The sequence below is a fragment of the Paraburkholderia jirisanensis genome (assembly GCF_054782355.1).
Genome location: NZ_BAAGSQ010000030.1, coordinates 417,477 through 434,916, shown reverse-complemented (window position 1 = coordinate 434,916; position 17,440 = coordinate 417,477). Strand labels below are relative to the sequence as shown.

The following is a 17,440-nucleotide window of genomic DNA, read 5'->3' as shown; positions in this document are numbered from 1 at the left end:
CATCAATCGCGTCGACGAACTTACGCCTTGGCGCGTTGCTGATCAGCTCCGCGTAGACCGATAGCTCCAACGTCGCGTCAAGACGTCACCGGCTACACGCTTACCCTAGAACAGCCGGCTCCAATTAAAGATCTTTTCCAAGAGCAAGGCCGCGAGAATGGTCAGTACAACCCCGCCACCGGTAATCGGCATGCAGTGGCTCTATGACGTGATTCCTGCTTTGAAACCACTGGGCTAGTGCCCGGCTGGGTCACAGCACCGAGTAACTCGTCCTCGAAACCGCGCGAGCCTCGTTCAGGCTGTTCACGTAAGCGCCACCTACGAATGCAGGATCATTTGATGGACCTATTCGCCTCGAACGGGCAACTCGTCGCCGTCGCATTTGCTCACGCTTGCGCCATGTTGGAAATATTCTTATCGGCCCATTTGAACATGGACGTGCCAAAGATTCCGTTTAGCGCGCCGATGGTCGAATGTGTCACAAGCCCGATAGGCAAAAAACGATCGCCGAATTTTGTCGTCCTTTCTGACAGGCTGCGCTGTTTCATCACCATCTGACAAGATCATATTGTCTGGGACTTAACCCGAGGCGAAATCTACTCGTAGGTCAAAGCAAAGGCATCTCCAAAGAAGTGCGTGCTCGTGTATTGCATAAGTAATCCTTCAACGAGTTTGGATGCCACTGCCACGGAGTGAAGAATGTCAACCCCATCAAGATGAAGTAAAAAAATATTTCGACGACCATCTCCGCTCCACGACACAAACATGTCCTCGCTAGAGGAGCTCCAAAACTGCACATTTTCAAGCGATCCAGCTTTAATTTTTTTCAGCAACTCTTCCGGGGTAGTAACAATCTGTTCTCCCTCATCAGACCAAGAAGTTATTCTTCCCGTCTCTGGATTTCGGATCACTAACCCCGCCGAACTGATGCAAGCCGCAACGAAATTGAATGCCAATTCCAGATCTCCGGGCATCGAAACACGAAAAATGCGAGTCGTCATTGCTCACTCTCAGCATATTTTATGCCCTTGTCCCCAAAAGACGTGGTTGCGGGGTAATGGCAGGTTGCGATGTTCCTTCTGCGAAACAGACTCGACGAACACACCACGTTGCCCTCGCCTAACTCACCATTTTTGCGAGAACAGTTGGACTACCTAACGCCAACAGCCCGACGTCAGGATCATCAAAAAAGCCTATCCGCTGTAGCACGATGCCGTCAGAGGCTACGATGGACTCGATAAGCTGGCTGTCGTTGTTCCAAATCCCCGACCATCCCGACGAAAGGGGAAAATCTTGCCCTCTCTCGTCAGGCAGAGCAACGATGTACGCGCATGGATGTGGCGTCATTGTCGGTTCCACAAGGGCAAGAATGGTTTCGTCGAGTTTCACGGCACCAAAAAACTTGAGTTTGCCATCCATTTCAACCACGCTCTCAGACCGATCCGCAACGACTTCGAAGTCGATCCCTCGCATCTTGAGTGATCTGAATCTTTTCCTGTAACGTGTGAGCCTTGTATCTGGCTGCCACGCTGTACTGCCCGTAAGCAGCCAGAAACCGTAGTCTTCTAGCCGTTGCTCTACCTGCTCAAAGACAAAAGTCAAAACGCTCAAAAATGGGGTGTGGCTAGCGAGTCGGTCGGTTGTCCATTCGGCTGCCGCGATCGCTGTTCGATCACCGAATGCGTTGCGATCCAGCGTGACCATCTCATTGAGCGAGAAAGCGTCCGAACTCGACTGAATTTTGATGCCAGTTGTCGTAGTGGCTTCCTGCACGGTCTTTGAAGTGTGACCCATGGTTGATCTCCCTATTGCGTGCCGCCTCGCCCGCAAAATCTTCGGGCCAACGCGCGGTTTCTTTATCCGGCCTCTACACGTGCGCTTCACCCAATCGACAATTGATACATGATTATTCTTCGCTTCGATCGGCGCCGCCTTGGTCGCAGTCGCTCTGTCATCCTCAATCCGGCAACGAGGCTATTCGTCAGTCTCTCACGCGCATCACGGCAAGATCGCTGCCTTGCAGATTGACACAGCTACTATGTTGATCCATATCGGGCGCGTCCATTGATACCGAACTCCGTGTGCCATATCAGACAGATCACGGGGTTCGCTGTCGCGAGAATATACCGCTTAATGCTCTTTATTGGACGACTTGTCGATTGCTTCCAGCACAACAGACTGAAACTCCCCAAGTTTCAAAGTAGACTCGCAAACACTGGATAAGTCATCCTTAAATCCGCGTATCAACTTTGCCTGATCACCTGATTTAATCAGGAATACGTGATGCCCCTCATCTAACAGACTTCCCACCGACACCAGATGCTTGTAATCGCTAAATTCAGCGCTGGAATCCATTGAGGGAAAAGCGCGTGCACATAGTTCTGCGTATGCCTCAGCACACGGCAAATGAAACAGTCGATTGTCTTCTGCGTCACCTTCGATGCAGGCCAAAGCACTCAAAAGATTCAAATCGACACCTAAAGTTGAAGCAAGTGACAGCAGCAACCTTCCATCGATGAAGTAGGCAAAGCAGCCATTTTTAAAACAATCAGTTGACCATGACCCGACTGCATCGCACCAGATCGCGAAAACACCAGGGTTACCAATTAACATTTACTCTTCTTTGGTACAAAAATTTACTGATTTATGTATATTCAATGCTTTATCGCTTTTTTAAAATCAATTTCCCACCCCTATTTTATCAGTAATTTTTCCAGCTTTTTTGCGATATCTCTGCTATGCACCTCATCACCGTCAAGCCCAATTCGTTCGACCTCCACCCATCTCAGATACTCATAAATCTGATCCACAGTCTTTCCTTGGCGAAGCATCTGGCTAACGTAGGGCACGTATGAATCGTATTCATCGTCGGCCTCAGGAGAGTCGCTAATGCCAATCGGATCCCATTCTTTTAGCAAAATTTCCTTGACCTCTAAATCTAAGCCACTAAACGTTTTCTTCATTTTCCAGGCGCTCCGGGAATTACTGTTACGACAAGCCCCGTCTTGGAGTTTGTGACGACTCTAATATTGTTTTCCGAGTCATAATATCCTGTAGTACCTTCACGCGTAGGATAGATGACACCTTGTTCGATGGCATTTTTCACAGCGGATGGCGGCACACCTCGTCCTTGCATTTGGTCGATTGCATGGCCGGAATAGTCCACTCCGCCTATGCTGCTCGGTTGGTTTGTACCGCGTGGCACATCCATAGGACTACCGCCAACGCCTACTGGTGTGCTTGAATCTTTGTTGGTCACCGATGTAATGACGTGGTCGACCAATCCCCTAACCGCGTCTCCGACCGGCGTAAAAATCTGGTCGATCAGTCCTGGCCCGGGCAACGGCGTAACAAGCGGCCCCGCCTTGACGCTCGCGTCCAGCTCCGTCGCTGGATCCGCAATGACACCATCACCCTTGCCCGCCGTCTCCCCCTTGAATCCAGGAATCGGAGGCAACCGGAATCCGGTGGCCGTCGACAGCGAAACCTGATTATTCTCCACTTCGATCTGTGCCGCGCCGGCCGCCGTCGCAGCGTTGACACCTGACGCGGTTGCAATCCCCGCAACGAGGCTGTTCACCAGGTTCTCACGCGCCTCACGATCGGCCGCCGACATGTTCGCCGTCGGACCGAGCAGCGAGCCGATCACCGAGCTCGCCGCTGCTCCCATCGCGCCCGCACCGCAGCCCTGACTGCCTGCGGCCGCGCCCGCACAACCGACAATCGCGTGCAGGGCCGCACGCGCGCTGTCACTGTCGAGCGAGTCCGCGATCTGTTTGACCTGGCTCGCACCGAGTTCCTGCACATACGCGATGGTCGCGCCCTGCGCGAACTGGCCCGCACCGCCCGTCACGTTGCCGCCCGCCGCGACTGTCAGCGCCGTCATGACCTGACGGTACGATCCGCCGGGTCCCCACTCCGCGTTCAGCTGGTCAGCCTGCTTCTGCGCTGTGGCGCGCTGCTCCGGCGTCAGGTTCGGATCATTCGCTGCCGCCTTCGCCGCATCCGCTTCCTTCGCCCGGTTGTTCACGAACGTGCCAACCTGGTTGACGAACTGGCTCGCGATATCGAAACCCGCCTCGATCTTCTCTTTATCGAAGATCGGCGCGATGGTCGCCTGTGTGCCAGTCGTGTCGCGGCTGATGCCTGCGACTGCTTCTTCGGCCGTCTGTCCGGTCAGCTGCTGCTGCCGTTCGCTGTCGGTCACGTGTAGTACACCACCGCTGACCGCGCTTCTGGTCGTTGAGCTGGCATCACCCGATGCGCTGAGCACCACCGGAGGCGCCATCGACACACCGCCTGCAGCCGGCAGCGTCGTACCCGGAACCGGATTGACGTTCGTCGCCGTGCCCTTTTGCGTCTTGCCGATGTCACCGCCGTAACCGCCGCTGATACCGACCGATGATCCGCTGTACGACGCACGGTTTTCGATATCGGCGTGCGTGAGTGTCGCGGTCGTCAGGCTGTTCAGTCCGGTCTCAATAGCCGTATCGCTACTGGCGATCACACCGCCTTTCAGATCCGTATTGCCCCTGACACCGATCTGGAATCCGCCATCGCCTGCCCGGATGCCCGACTGTTCGGTCACGCTCGCGTAGTCGCTGTTCAGTTTCTGCTGGCTGATGCTGCCCGACGCGCTGGACGTGCCATAGCAGATCGGCGGCACGCACACGCTGACCGATACACCGCCTGCCACCTGCTTCGAGTCGTAGTGGCTCGTATCCTGCAGGCTTTCGATGTTCAGGTTGCCGCCGACGTCGGCGACGACCTGCCGGGCGTCCGCCACCGCCCCCTTGAGGTTCGTGTCGCCGCCCGATTGCAGCGTGAGCGTATTGCCCGCGTTGACGTGGGTGTTCGTCCACGTCACGTCGTCGCCGTTGCCGCGTCCCTTCGTTCCCGATACGCCCGCCTGAAGCGAGATGCCGTTGCTCTGTCCGAGGCCGATCGTCACGCCAATGCTGCCGCTCGACCCGCTGTTCTCGCCGCGGGTGCGGCTGGTGTTCTGCGCGGCCTGCAGGGTGATGTTGCCCTCTGCGTTCAGCGCCGCGTTGTTTCCGGCCGTGATGTCGCTGCCGGTTACGGCAATCGTGCTGTTTGCTCCGGCGCCTGCCGCGGCAATGCTGACGTTGTGACCCGCACTGACGGTGCTGCCCGCCGCCGTCGTCGACGATTCCGACGTGTTGCTGTGACTGTGGCTCGTGCCCAGCGAAACGTTCACGCCGACTCCGCCGAGATGGCCCGGATCGGCTGCGATCGCGTCGTAGGCGTTCTTGCCCGCGAGACCGGTTGTTGCCGCCGCCAGTGCATTCAGGCGTGCGTCGCCGTTCGTATGCTTTACATCCTGGCGCATCTGGTTTGCGGTCTGCACCGCCGCAATCACCGGGCTGCTCAGGCCCGCCGTGATCCCTGTCTGGCTGAACGAGCGCTGCTCGCCGGAGCTTGCCGTGTTCCGGGCGGCGTCGATCGTCACGGTCGTGCCGGCCAGGGTTACGTCATTGCCGGCGTGCAGGGTGCTGCCGGTGACATGGAGGTCATTGCCTGAGATAACGCTCAGGTTGCCGTTCAGTGAACCAGCCATGCTGCCGTTGTGCGTGACCTGTGCCGCCTGCTGCGCATCGGTCGTCCTGCGCACGCCGATCGAATAGCCCTGCAGGCCGCCGTCGAGCTGGTTCAGCGGATTCAGCCCCGACAGGAACCCGTATTCACGCTTCTGGTAGTCGCCTTGGGTGTGCTGGGTATCCTGCGACGTGGTGAGGGCCACGTTGCCTGTGGCGGCGAACCTCACATCGTTCGTGCCGACGACATTGCTGCCCTGGACAGTCAGATCCTTGCCGGAGCGGATGTTGACCGTATCGCCCGATATCACGCTGCCCACACCGATGTTCGCCTGCGAAGCATGCATTTCGCTGGTGGTCGAGCCGTGCACGATGCTGCCGCGCCTCGATTCGGTGGCCGAGTACGCGTCGTGTTCCTCGCGCGCCTCGTTGAGCGTGACGTTACGCGTCGCGGCGATGCTTGCGGCGCCCCTGTCGGTCGAGAGCGACGCGCCCGTGAGTGCGACATTGCCTTTGGTCGCGTCTGTGCTGACAGCGGCGAGTGTCGCGTTCCCGCCCGCAGTAAAAGACGTGCCGATCGCCTGTTCGTCGTAGCTGTGGTCTTCGCCGCTACGCGTTTTGTCGCCACGCGTGACATCGCTCCGGCTTGCCGTATTCGTCACCGTCGTGGCGGTCAGGTTGCCGCCCGCAACAACCGCCATGTCGCCACCGGCTGCGACCGTCGCGCCCCGGAACGTCACGTCGTTGCCGCCTTGCATCGCGAGGTTCCCGCCCGCGGCGATACCGCCGGTCTGGTACAGGGTCGTGTCGGCGCGCATGAAGTTGCCGGCATTCTTCGTGACCGACTGCGAGGTGTGTGTCGCAACCGCATCAACCGTGATGTCGTGCCCCGCCGCAAGCTGCGCATTACCGGCTGCGAGGATATTTGCACCGTGGGCGCTCAGGTCGTGGCCCGCCGCGATCACCATGTCGCCGGTTGACGCGATCGTGCCCTGGGCGCCGAGCAGCGTCTGGCTGACACGGCTGCTACCTGCGACCGAGCCCGTGCCTGCGTCATCGACCAGCGTGGTATTGACGATGTCGTGACCGGCCAGCACGGCAACCCGGTTTCCGGTGATGCGCCCGGATGCGTTGACCACATCGTTCACGGCTGAAACCACCGTCGTACCATTTCCAGCGCTGCTGCCACTGCCACTACCGATCGTGCCGCCACGGTTCAGCACATCGGTGGCGCTCACCACCGTCTGCGTGCCGCCCCTGATCACGCCCGAATTGATCGTGCTGCCGGTTGCGTGAATCACGATATCGTCGGCGGCAATCAGCGCGCCGGTTGGCTGCAGGTCGTTTGCATGTATATGCGCGAGATAGACAACCGGGACCAGCACCGTCTGCGTCGAGCCGTCCGGCAACGTGACCGTCTGGCTGACCAGCCACACGATGTCGCTCGTCAGCGCATCCATCTGCGCGGCTGTCAGCGCGATACCGGGCGCCAGGCTGAATTCCTCCGCAAAATGCACGCCGCTCCTCATCAGCGCGCGGTATTCGTCTTCACTGTTTGCATAGCCCTGCAGGTAGGCGCGGCCAGTCAGCTGCGTGATCTGGCTGCGGATGAGCTGCTGCTCGTACGCGGCGTCACCCAGACGCTTGAGGATGACCGAAGGATCGATCCCAAGCTGGTGGAGCATGTAGTCGCTTGAGATGAAGCTCGTGTAGCCGGTCAGCCGTGGATCGGTCACGACCAGATAGGACGCATCGGGCGCGGTGTTGTACGTGAACAGGCCGCCTTTCGGCAAGGTGATCGCCAGTGCGCCGTTTGGTCCCGTGACCGACTGTGGCGCATTCACGCCATTTGCGCCGTTCGCCCCCAGCGTGCCACCCGTCGCACCGGTGGCCGAGTTCGCCGCCGCGACATTCGTGTTGCTGATGTCAGTCGCACTGATCTGCACCGCATTGTTTGCGATGATCGTGCCACCGAGACCGCCGATCGCGACCGGTGTCAGGATGACCGACGGCTGCGCGACGGCGCCCCGGTCGCGGCTGATGTCCTCGTTCCACGCATAGGTCGATACGATGTCCTGCCGCTGGTACTGGTACAGCGTCTGCCCTGTGTTGCTGACGAGCGTTGGGCCGTAGGCGTCGCTGCCGATCGTGATGTCGCCGCCCGCGGCAATCGCACTGTAGGCGTTGTCGACCGCGCCGACATTGGCAAGGGTCATGTTGCCGCCCGCGACCAGCTGGGCCTGCTGTGCCTGCGCACCTGTGACGCGGTCCTGCCGCGTGGTGGTCGTCGTGTCGCGTGCGACCTCGACGCGCTGGTAATGGTGGTGCGCCTGGTCGTCGCCGGGATATTCGGTCGCCGGATCGAAATTGACGTGCGGGTCGTAGGCGTCCCAGTAGCTGACGGTTATCGTGCCGCTTCCGTCACCATCGCCATTGGCGGTAATCGTGTTGTAGTAGATCGTCTGCGGCTGCCCGTTGATGTTGACCACCAGCACGCGGTCAACTGCATTCGGACCGTCCGCACTCGAGATGACGTCGGCATTGCTGAATGTCGCACTGAGCGGATTGCGATAGCCGTAATCCCACACCGCCTGCGTACACGACGAATGCGAATCCGCGTTCGTCGGTGCACAGGCCACGTACTTATTGCGTTTGGTCTGGTGGGTTGATTCAACGCCGGTCGTTACGGTTTCGACGGTTGGCGCAGGGCGCGTGTTTGTCAGCGTCTGGGCGGCGATTTCGACATTGCCCTGCGCCTCGATGGTCGACTGGTCGTTCGTCACCGAATTCGCGCGGTTCGCCAGCAGACCGTTCGCGTCACGCGTGTCGTTAGCCGCGATGCTGATGTCGCCAAGGCTGAAGATGCTTGCGCCACCTGTATTTGTGATGGCGTCTCGCGCATACAGGTTGACAGCCGAAGCTGCGGCAATGGCGGCTGCCGCACCCGTGTTGCCGATCGAACCGGCATTCAGCGTGACGGTATTGCCGACGATCGTCGCGATGTTCGACAGCGACGCGCTGCGCGTGGTCACGCTGTCACCTGCGATGCGTCCGGCGTTAGTGATCGCGCCTGCCGCATTGACGGTCGTGTTCGCCGCGTTGAGGGCTGCACCGGACTGGTTATCGACGTCCGCTGCGTTCACCGTCAGCTCGTTCACTGCGCCGAGCGTGCCCTGGTTCGTGAACGCGCCCGCTGTCGTGAACGTCAGGTTGTGATTCGCCTGAATGCTGCTGGCACCGGTCAGCGTGTAGTCGCTACCGATCAAGATCGCGCCATCGTTGCCGGCAATGATCCGGCCGTCGCCTGTCAGCGTGCCGGTTGCGACGTCCAGATTCCGGTCGCTGCCGATCGCACCGGACTGGTTTGCGAGCGCGCCCGTGCTGATTGCAACTGAACCACCGCTACCGGCGTCATTGCCGATGCGTCCGCTGGTGTTGTCCAGTGAAGCCGTGTTGAGCGCGATCGCGCCGTTGCCGTGAATCGTGCCGCCTGCATTGACGAGCGCCGCGGCGGGTCCGTTGAGCATCACATTGTTTGCGCCCGACAGGGTGGCGTTCGTGTTGTCCGCAAGCCGCGCAATGTTCAGCGTGAGGTCGCGGCCTGCGACGAGTCGCGCGCCGTTCGTGTTCGACAGGGTCTGCGCGTTGACTATGACGTCGCCGTTTCCGCCGATAGTGCCGGTGTTGCGGTTCGTGATCGCGACTGCGCTAACAGTCGTCGCACCGTTGCCTGCGTTCACGATACGGCCGTCGGTGTTGTCGAGTGTGGCGCCGTCGACCGCAAGCGTTGCGGCATCACCATCCGCCTCAATCTGGCCGCCGCGATTGTCGATCGCGCCTTGCGACGATACCGACACGGCACGCGCGCCGATATAACCGCCTGCGCTGTTGTCGAGCGACGCAACGTTGAGCGTGGCCGCGGTCTGGGCTGCAAGCGTGCCGCCCCGATTCGTGACCGCGCCTGAGCGCACCTCGAGCGCGCCGCCCGTCACAAGCGTGCCGTGATCGTTCGTGAGTGTCCCGGCCGCGCGGGCACTGAGCGGACCACCCGCCGTCGTCGTTGCACCTGACAGGTTCAGGTCTCCACCCGTCGCCGACAGGTTCATTGCCCCGTTCGCAGACGTCCTGCTGCCCGCGAGATCGATCGATGCGCCCTGTACTGAAGCGTTGCCGCCCGCCACGTTGCGCCCGGTCGCTGCAATCATGCCGGTCGACGTGACAGACAGGTCACCTGCATTCGCAATCGTTCCGTCAGCGTTCACACCGGCACCGAGTGTCCCGGTTGAAGCAACACTGCCAGCGTTAACGGTCGTATTCTGCTGCGCGGCCACTACGCCACTGTTTGCCAGCACACCGCCCGTGTTCATACTCACATTCTGCTGCGCGTACGTCGTCCCGCTGTTGTCGATGCCGTCACGCGCCGTCGCCTTGATATCGCCGCTCGCACTGATCTGACCGGCGAGCACCAGCTTGCCGTCCGCCTGCAGGATGAAGTCGCCCGCATCAGCGGCGAGAATCCCTTTGGTCGAGACCCCAACGCCGTTCTCGGTTCCAACCAGAAAGATCCGGCCCGCGTACATGCTGCCGAGATAACCCACGTCGATCGATACGCCGGTGACCGGGGCATCGCCTTCTCCTGCGATCCGTGTAGTCGCAAGCGTGTCATGATCGACCGCGTTCGCGCCGGTCACCACATTGAGATTCTTCGCAAAGATCGCAGCATTGGCCTTGACCGCCCGCGCGATCAGATCGACCTGATCGATGTTCGACGCATTCAGCCCCGCGCCCTGCACCGCGATATCACCGCCCCTGACGTTAAAGCCCGACAGCGATCCATCGGGCGCGAAGTTCGGCGTACCCGTCGTGAGAATCGCCCGTGACGTGTTGATGAAACCACCGCCGTTCACGCTGATCCCCGAGCCGTTCGCAATAACAACTTCCGCGCGCTGGCCCGCGACCTCGAGATGCCCGTTGATCTGGCTTGCAGCGCCACCGTTGACCTGGTTGACGATCACGCGCGCCGCCTGTCCGGGTCCGAAGTTCGGGTTGCCGTTGATCAACCCCGCCTGCTGCGTCTGTACGATCGTCGGCGAGTTATTGAGGATGGCGCCGCGTTGCGGCACATCGAACTGGCCATAGGTGTTCATCGAGACACCCGCACCCGATGGCCGGTTGATGTTGACCTGGTCGAGGCCGTTTTGCGTCTGGATCACAGAAGGTGCGTTCGCGCCGCCGGGCACCATCTGCGCACTGGAGCATGCGGGTATCACGCCCAGCAACACGAGCGCTGCAAATGCGATCTGTCGGACCCTCAACACCTGGCCTGACGGCGCAGACGAAACGGACGGCACCGCACCGCAAGACCTCTGCCCCGTTTCCTTACTCGCTGCCGCAGCCGTTTCCCCGACAGCGACAGACATCCCTCTGATCCGGCTAAAGACAAGCCGATAGTTATTGCTGTTCATCCGTTACTTCGGAACGCCAAGTTTATGAAGACTTGTAAACTAACGTCCAAAGATACAAATACGGGCGCCTGCCACACCAAATACAACACATTCCACGAAATAGGAGTTTTCTGATCGACCAGTCTGGTGAATATGGGTAGCTCGCCTGTCTTCCGGACGCCATTCCTAAACCGTCGAACTGAATTTAAGAAACAGTTCGGAATACCTGTCCAGAAGACATAGGACAGCGTTTCTGACGCAATAGCTATTGCACCGCCACCCGCATCCACGGAAAATAGCTTGGATCGCTAAACAAGCCAGATCGGGTCTCTTAGGAAAGACCTGACAACAAGGAGAGATGGAAGGAGAAGAAGCGCGGGCCGCATGGGCTGGCACCCAAACGACCCGCTAACCAAAACCAACTCAAGCAAGGAGTTGATCATGGCTAACGCCAATGATAAATCAGTACCCGAAGTTTCAGTAAGAACGTTGAGCGTAGCGCGCAAACACCGCCGCTGGGTTTGTCCTGTAAATTACCCGCGCCATCTGCCTTACGGGGAGGATGGTCCGGACGTGCCGGCGATTCGTCTCATGGGCCAATGGCTTGAGCGAGCGGGATTTGAGATGGAGAGCCAGGTACGAGTGGAAGTGCAGAAGGGCAAGCTGGTGATTACGCCGGCGTGAGTGATGGCTGCCGGAGAGCGAGGCGAGAGTTGCGCGAACCGGCTGCCCAGCAACCTCCAATAAATGTGCTCCGGCGCCTGACAAAAACCATAGCTACATAGTCGGACGCTCATCCCTTATTTTCGTGAAACATCTTCGTAGCGATTCCCCGCAAAGCTCGACTTTGCGGGGCTTAATTCGAGAGCCACCATGCCATCAGAAACTATCAAATCGAAAAGCCAGGCCACGATCCCCGTAGACGTGCGCAGCCCGCTTGGCCTGCAGTCCAGCGACCGGATCGAACTCAGCTTCAACGAGAAAGAGGCCAGTACGAGATCCATCCCGGCCGAGCGTTCGCTCTCGTCACTCAAGGGCATAGTGAAGAAGCCTGCAAAACCAGTGTCGATCGAGGACATAAATCGTATCATTGCCACGCAGGGGGCCTCTGCGCGGTAATCAAACTGAAAGTGGACCTACTGATCCGCTACTTTGCCCAGAACGATATCGCGGCATTCGTGAACCAGGTCACCTGATGCGACGTACACCTCCAGAAAAACAGTCGATCTATTATCGGGACCAAAGAATGAGCGCACTTACCTTTAAGAACCAGACCTCTTACATTGCCCAATTCGTAGCAGCCAGGGGAGAGCAGATCATCGCCCGCCTACCCGGCATCGCGCCGGAAGCTGAATTGCTAGTACCGCTTGAAGACACCTACCAAGTGGCTGCCGCCACAATCATCGACGGCAACACGTATACCACCGCCCCGGTAGCGGTAACCGGCCCTATGAGTTTCCTCGCTCAGGTCAAGCAGAATGCCCAGCAAGGCACCTACGACTTCGAAGTAAAGGTTGGGAATAGTCCCACTGCCGACCAGTTTGTCTTCCAGAAGACCACCATCGGCCCCGTGACTTTCACGTTATCGAAAAATGACCTGCCACTGCAAAACGTCGTGGTTGAAGACTCCTTTCGGACCGAAACGCTCACGGTCGGCAATGTGTATGTCGTCTACGCGGTGATCAACGGCATCACGACGGACACCGTCCAGACCAGCAATCCGAACGCCATCATCACTGCAGTATCAGAAGATACGAGTCTGGAAGCTGGCTACTTCACGCTAATCGTCAGCGCATAGGAAGAGACGTCGCACCCTGATATTGACGCTCGTTGTCAACGGCAGACAGGCGCGTTGACATCGAGCGCACAGCCCCGCGAAGGTCCACAACCCCTACCCAACACCATGCTCACGCCGGATCAAATCCGCCGCCTGTTCCCCAATCATCACGCAAGGCGCCATCGTATTACCAGTCGTGATAGCAGGCATGATTGACCCATCGGCAATCCGCAAGCCGTCGATGCCATACACCTTCAACTGAGCATCGACCACCGACATCGCATCGCGGCCCATCTTCGCCGTGCCAGTCTGATGAAAATACGTACCCGCGGCGTTTCTAAGAAATGTCACCAGCGCTTCACCCCTTAACGGCCCCGGCATCAACTCGCGCCGGACAAACGGCCGCAACAACGGCGAATTACCAATCTCACGGCATATTTCTATCGCCTTAACAAGCGCCGTAATATCCCGTTCATCGCTCAGAAAGGTCGCGTGAATCGCAACCCGATCATCAGCCCGCTTCCCCGTTAGCGCGACATAACCGCGGCTTTCCGGCCGCACCAACCCCGGCGCAAGCGTCCACGCCACAGACGGATCGCTCGGCAACCCATACTGCGCCCGCGTAATCTCGCTACCGAACGCACACTCCTCAAGCACCGGCTGCAGATCCGGCGTAGCAAGCGCCGCATCGCTCTTGCAAAAAAACGTGAATTCAGCGGAGTTATTGCGTGGCGGTTCAGGCGTCACATATTCCCAAACGCAGCCGGCCACCAGAATGTGATCCTGAAAATTGCGACCAACGCCGGGAAGATGCTGAACCACATCAATCGCATGAGCCTTGAGTTGCACCTCATCCCCGATCCCCGAAAGCATCAGGATTTTCGGCGTATTGATCGCGCCAGCCGACAGGATGACCTCCCGGTTCGCCTTGATCGTCACCGCGCTTCCATCGGCCAGCGTCAATTCGACACCGGTCACGCGCTTACCCTGCATGCACAGCCGGTCAACACGGGAATGAAGCGCAACGGTCAGGTTTAGCCGCCCGATAAACGGCCGCACATAAGCACTTGCCACCGACACCCGCTCCCGCTCGCCACGCACGGTGACATTAGGAATGCCGCAGCCGCCGTCGCCTTCCATCGTTTTGCCGTTCAGATCGACAGCCCGTGGAATACCAAACGCAGCGCCAGCTTCTACAAGCGCCTCGGCCACCGGCACTGGCCGTACTGGCAACGATATCTCCATAAGCCCGTCGCGCCCACGCAGATCGTGCTCATCCGGTCCTGTCCACTTCTCGATACGCTTGTAGAACCCGACCACCGACTCATACGACCATCGGGCGTCACCCGCTTCCGCAGCCCAATAGTCGAAATCATGCTTGTGCCCGCGCGCCCAGATAAGGCCGTTAATACTGGAACCACCACCCAGCACTTTTCCCATCGGCAGTGCCGGGCTCCGCCCATTCAACGCGCTCGATGGCTCCGCGAGAAAACGCCAGTCGCGCTCCGTATCGATGTTCGACATCCAGACGGTCGAATCTCGCACAGCATCGATCCGCTCGTCGCCTCCTGCTTCCACCAGCAACACGGTGGCGTCCTGCGCTTCGGCCAGCCGCCGCGCCACCACGCCACCAGCGGCACCGCCACCGCAGACAATAAAATCGTAGTGCGACGCCAGCGCGCCACGGCTCCCAGCCTCAAGCGTAGTCATCAATGATCCTGAACGATGGCCCCATCCAACGCAGCAAGCTTGAGCGACTCCTCCCGAATGCTTTTCAGCACACGTCGATGCGGCTCCGCAAATTCGGGAGCCGAGAACACGTCCCCCACCCGCGGACGCGCGATATCGACCGGAATCACTTCCTTGATCCGCCCCGGCTGATTGCTCATCACGATGACGCGATCAGCAAGAAACACCGCCTCCTCCACGTCATGCGTGACGAACAGCACGGTCAACCGATGCTTTTCCCAGATCGACGTCAGCAGTTCCTGCATATGCCGCCGCGTCAGCGCATCAAGCGCACCGAACGGCTCGTCCATCAGCAGGATCTTCGGCCGGTACGACAACGCGCGGGCAATCGCAACGCGTTGCTTCATCCCGCCTGATAACTGACCAGGCAAGCGGTCCGCAAAACGCTCAAGACCAACCAGCGCAATATGTTCCTTCGCCACATCACGCGCGTCCTTCTTGCTCCACCCTGCCGCACGCAACGCAAACGCCACATTCTCCTGCGCGGTGAGCCAAGGCATCAGCGTATAACTCTGGAACACAACGCCGCGATCACGCCCTGGACCATCGATCGGCACACCATCGACGAGAATCACACCAGCGCATGCGTCTTGCAGACCAGCAATAATCGACAGCAACGTACTCTTGCCGCACCCCGACGCACCGACCAGCGCAACGAACTCATTCTCATCGAGCGTCATGTTGATATCGTCGATCGCGCGCCATTCGTTGCGGCCCTGCACGAATACCTTCGATACCCCTTCCACCTTGAGCTTTGCATAAGTCATCGCCGCGCTCCCTGCGCATAGCCGAACATGCGACGCGACAATACCTTCATGATCTGGTCCGTGATAAGCCCAAGCAAACCCAGCAGCAACACATAGGCAATGATCGTATCGGTCTGGAAATAGCGCTGCGCAACGGTGATGCGATAGCCTAGCCCGGAAGTCGCGGCGACCAGTTCCGCCAGCACCAACCACGACCACGCCCAACCGATAGAGATACGCATCGAGTCCCAGATACCCGGCGCCGCGCACGGCAGCACGATACGCAGCATGATGTCGCGCCCCGGCATCTCAAGCGTACGGCCGACATCGATCAACTCGCCCGGTACACGTTTGACGCTGTCCTGCACCATCAGGATCTGCTGAAAGAAAGTGCCGATCCAGATAATCAGATACTTCTGGAATTCACCAGTACCCGTCCACAGAATAGTGAGCGGAATGAACGCCACCACCGGCATATACCGGATAAAGTTGGTCACAGGTTCGATGACCGCCTCGGCAAAACGCGACGTGCCCATCAGAATACCGAGCGGTATCGCCAGCACGCACGACATCGCGAACGCCACAAAGATGCGCAGCGCGCTGATCGACAGATCCTGCACGAGATCGCCATCGGCGGCCAACTGGATCAGACGCTGGACCACCCGATCGGGCGAAGGCAGGAAGAGCGGCTTGACGAAGCCCGCTCCCGAAATCACCCACCACACGCACCCGATCGCCACGAAGGCGCAAGCGCCGATCGCGGCATAACGCATCCGCCCCATGTGCCTGGGCGATTGCCGCCTACGCCGCGACGGGTTGGCTTGCCGTGTGGCGCCCGAAATCAGGGGACTCGCTGCGTTCGAGCGTGCAAACCAATTCATTTGGCTGCCTTGGCCACGAAGGAATCATCGATCATGCCGGTGGTCGGAACTGGGCCGGTCAGGATCTTCGCAGCCACCGCAGCCTTGTCTACGTCAACCAGGGTCTTCGTCGCAAAGTCGCCGGAAAGATGCGCGTTGTTCTCGGCAATCGAATAGAACTGGACGCCATCGAAAGCCGACGCCAGCTCAGCCGGCGAACTGCCCACGGCCTTCGCGATGATCGCGCGGCCCGCTTGCTGGTTCGCACGGTAGTACTGCAGCCCCTGCCCCCACGACTTCACCAGTGCGAGCACTTGGCCGGGGTGTTTCTGCAGCGCGTCGTCGGTGGCGACCAGTACGTCGCTGACGAGTCCCGGATCCTTGCCTGCCGAATAGATCAACTTGATCTTCTTGTTCTGGTTCATCGCCGAGGTCAGGTACGGCTCATACGTCACCGATACCGGCACCTGTCCGGCGATCAGCGCAGCGCCCGCCTGGGCCGCCGGCATCGGCACCTTCTTGATGTCGTTGATCGTCAGGCCTTGCTGCGCGAGCGCGTAGTTCAACAGGATGTCGCTGGTCGAGCCTTCCTCGTACGCAACCGATTGCCCCTTGATCTGCGCAAACGAGCTGATCTTGTCGGAGGCGATCGCATCGGCGCTAAGGCTAAAGTCCAGCAGCAAGATGATCTTCAGTTTCACGCCGCTTTGTGCGAGCAGTAACGCCGTGTGCGTGGGAATGCTGGCGACATCTACCTGACCACCCGCGATCGCCGCAGCACGGTCTTTGTCCTCGTTGAAGTTCACAAGCTGAACATCGCTCAAACCATTCGCCTTGAAGAATCCTTGGGCCTGCGCGATATGCCACGGACCATAGCCAAGCCAAGGATCGACTGCCATCCGCACAGACCCAGCTTCGGCCTTGTCCGGAATCGTCGCTGCCCCCGCGGCAGTGCCGTTGACCAACATGAAGGCCGCGATAGCGGCGAGTGACCAGCGATTGACAGCAGACCAAGCAGCCATTTCTTCTCCGTTTTGAGGATGCGCCAATAATCCGTGGTGTACCGCAAACATCGTGCCGGAATGTCGGCAACGGCATCGACAGATTCGACTCCCCTTATGGAGAATGACGACGCGCCAGATTAGCCCCGCGCAACGATGCGCGATGCCCCCGATCGGCGCCGCGCACCGCGCACCACGTTGGCGGAAAAGCCCTGGTACAGCGCACGCCGCTCGTGCACCTCGGTGCATTTCGGTGACCGTGTGGTGCACCACTCATCTGGCGGAGGTCGACTTTCCATTGGCATAGA

Annotated in this window: 13 protein-coding genes; 3 read left to right on the top strand and 10 right to left on the bottom strand. The window is 59.3% G+C overall.

Annotated elements, in window-relative coordinates:
- Positions 1 to 339 precede the first annotated feature (339 nt).
- Positions 340 to 558, top strand: a complete 219-nt coding sequence (locus ACYVNQ_RS31750) for a hypothetical protein (protein ID WP_460908488.1) — start codon at positions 340 to 342, stop codon at positions 556 to 558.
- Between the two features lie 38 nt (positions 559 to 596).
- Here the strand turns inward: ACYVNQ_RS31750 and ACYVNQ_RS31745 are convergent, their stop codons facing one another.
- The 5 genes from ACYVNQ_RS31745 to ACYVNQ_RS31725 all read right to left on the bottom strand — a co-directional run bounded on the left by ACYVNQ_RS31745 (position 597) and on the right by ACYVNQ_RS31725 (position 11,020).
- The gene (locus tag ACYVNQ_RS31745; protein WP_460908485.1) at positions 597 to 1,001 is read right to left on the bottom strand and encodes a hypothetical protein; all 405 of its coding nucleotides are present in this window, start codon (positions 999 to 1,001) and stop codon (positions 597 to 599) included.
- A 118-nt stretch (positions 1,002 to 1,119) separates the two neighbouring features.
- The gene (locus ACYVNQ_RS31740; protein WP_460908483.1) at positions 1,120 to 1,794 is read right to left on the bottom strand and encodes a hypothetical protein; all 675 of its coding nucleotides are present in this window, start codon (positions 1,792 to 1,794) and stop codon (positions 1,120 to 1,122) included.
- A gap of 336 nt (positions 1,795 to 2,130) precedes the next feature.
- A complete protein-coding gene (locus tag ACYVNQ_RS31735; protein WP_460908481.1) occupies positions 2,131 to 2,613 on the bottom strand; it encodes an immunity 42 family protein in 483 nt (160 codons plus the stop codon).
- An 80-nt stretch (positions 2,614 to 2,693) separates the two neighbouring features.
- Positions 2,694 to 2,963, bottom strand: a complete 270-nt coding sequence (locus tag ACYVNQ_RS31730) for a cytochrome c-type biogenesis protein (RefSeq protein WP_460908479.1) — start codon at positions 2,961 to 2,963, stop codon at positions 2,694 to 2,696.
- Positions 2,960 to 11,020 carry a hemagglutinin repeat-containing protein gene (locus ACYVNQ_RS31725; RefSeq protein ID WP_460908477.1) on the bottom strand — a complete coding sequence of 2,687 codons (8,061 nt, stop codon included), beginning with the start codon at positions 11,018 to 11,020 and terminating at the stop codon, positions 2,960 to 2,962. The genes ACYVNQ_RS31730 and ACYVNQ_RS31725 overlap by 4 nt, the downstream gene beginning before the upstream one ends.
- Positions 11,021 to 11,440: 420 nt before the next feature.
- Here ACYVNQ_RS31725 and ACYVNQ_RS31720 point away from each other — a divergent pair, with 420 nt between their 5' ends.
- Positions 11,441 to 11,683 (top strand): SymE family type I addiction module toxin, encoded by a 243-nt coding sequence (locus ACYVNQ_RS31720; RefSeq protein WP_460908475.1) that lies wholly within the window; start codon positions 11,441 to 11,443, stop codon positions 11,681 to 11,683.
- Between the two features lie 116 nt (positions 11,684 to 11,799).
- Here the strand turns inward: ACYVNQ_RS31720 and ACYVNQ_RS31715 are convergent, their stop codons facing one another.
- A complete protein-coding gene (locus tag ACYVNQ_RS31715) occupies positions 11,800 to 12,078 on the bottom strand; it encodes a hypothetical protein (protein ID WP_460908473.1) in 279 nt (92 codons plus the stop codon).
- A gap of 167 nt (positions 12,079 to 12,245) precedes the next feature.
- Here ACYVNQ_RS31715 and ACYVNQ_RS31710 point away from each other — a divergent pair, with 167 nt between their 5' ends.
- Positions 12,246 to 12,797, top strand: coding sequence for a hypothetical protein (locus tag ACYVNQ_RS31710; RefSeq protein ID WP_460908471.1), 552 nt, complete (start codon positions 12,246 to 12,248; stop codon positions 12,795 to 12,797).
- A 93-nt stretch (positions 12,798 to 12,890) separates the two neighbouring features.
- Here the strand turns inward: ACYVNQ_RS31710 and ACYVNQ_RS31705 are convergent, their stop codons facing one another.
- The 4 genes from ACYVNQ_RS31705 to ACYVNQ_RS31690 all read right to left on the bottom strand — a co-directional run bounded on the left by ACYVNQ_RS31705 (position 12,891) and on the right by ACYVNQ_RS31690 (position 17,153).
- A complete protein-coding gene (locus ACYVNQ_RS31705) occupies positions 12,891 to 14,486 on the bottom strand; it encodes a GMC family oxidoreductase (RefSeq protein WP_460908468.1) in 1,596 nt (531 codons plus the stop codon).
- Positions 14,486 to 15,205, bottom strand: coding sequence for an ABC transporter ATP-binding protein (locus ACYVNQ_RS31700; RefSeq protein ID WP_460908465.1), 720 nt, complete (start codon positions 15,203 to 15,205; stop codon positions 14,486 to 14,488). Before ACYVNQ_RS31700 ends, ACYVNQ_RS31705 begins: the two co-directional genes overlap by 1 nt.
- Before the next feature lie 83 nt (positions 15,206 to 15,288).
- Positions 15,289 to 16,044 (bottom strand): ABC transporter permease, encoded by a 756-nt coding sequence (locus tag ACYVNQ_RS31695; RefSeq protein ID WP_460908463.1) that lies wholly within the window; start codon positions 16,042 to 16,044, stop codon positions 15,289 to 15,291.
- A 104-nt stretch (positions 16,045 to 16,148) separates the two neighbouring features.
- On the bottom strand, positions 16,149 to 17,153 hold the full coding sequence (locus tag ACYVNQ_RS31690) for an ABC transporter substrate-binding protein (RefSeq protein WP_460908461.1): 1,005 nt from the start codon (positions 17,151 to 17,153) through the stop codon (positions 16,149 to 16,151).
- Between the last annotated feature and the right edge of the window lie 287 nt (positions 17,154 to 17,440).

What these genes read in the sequence shown, in the direction of transcription:
- ACYVNQ_RS31750 (WP_460908488.1), top strand. Translation starts at nt 340, where the DNA reads ATGGACCTATTCGCCTCGAACGGGCAACTCGTCGCCGTCGCATTTGCT.
- ACYVNQ_RS31745 (WP_460908485.1), bottom strand. Translation starts at nt 1,001, where the DNA reads ATGACGACTCGCATTTTTCGTGTTTCGATGCCCGGAGATCTGGAATTG.
- ACYVNQ_RS31740 (WP_460908483.1), bottom strand. Translation starts at nt 1,794, where the DNA reads ATGGGTCACACTTCAAAGACCGTGCAGGAAGCCACTACGACAACTGGC.
- ACYVNQ_RS31735 (WP_460908481.1), bottom strand. Translation starts at nt 2,613, where the DNA reads ATGTTAATTGGTAACCCTGGTGTTTTCGCGATCTGGTGCGATGCAGTC.
- ACYVNQ_RS31730 (WP_460908479.1), bottom strand. Translation starts at nt 2,963, where the DNA reads ATGAAGAAAACGTTTAGTGGCTTAGATTTAGAGGTCAAGGAAATTTTG.
- ACYVNQ_RS31725 (WP_460908477.1), bottom strand. Translation starts at nt 11,020, where the DNA reads ATGAACAGCAATAACTATCGGCTTGTCTTTAGCCGGATCAGAGGGATG.
- ACYVNQ_RS31720 (WP_460908475.1), top strand. Translation starts at nt 11,441, where the DNA reads ATGGCTAACGCCAATGATAAATCAGTACCCGAAGTTTCAGTAAGAACG.
- ACYVNQ_RS31715 (WP_460908473.1), bottom strand. Translation starts at nt 12,078, where the DNA reads ATGTCCTCGATCGACACTGGTTTTGCAGGCTTCTTCACTATGCCCTTG.
- ACYVNQ_RS31710 (WP_460908471.1), top strand. Translation starts at nt 12,246, where the DNA reads ATGAGCGCACTTACCTTTAAGAACCAGACCTCTTACATTGCCCAATTC.
- ACYVNQ_RS31705 (WP_460908468.1), bottom strand. Translation starts at nt 14,486, where the DNA reads ATGACTACGCTTGAGGCTGGGAGCCGTGGCGCGCTGGCGTCGCACTAC.
- ACYVNQ_RS31700 (WP_460908465.1), bottom strand. Translation starts at nt 15,205, where the DNA reads ATGACGCTCGATGAGAATGAGTTCGTTGCGCTGGTCGGTGCGTCGGGG.
- ACYVNQ_RS31695 (WP_460908463.1), bottom strand. Translation starts at nt 16,044, where the DNA reads ATGCGTTATGCCGCGATCGGCGCTTGCGCCTTCGTGGCGATCGGGTGC.
- ACYVNQ_RS31690 (WP_460908461.1), bottom strand. Translation starts at nt 17,153, where the DNA reads ATGGCTGCTTGGTCTGCTGTCAATCGCTGGTCACTCGCCGCTATCGCG.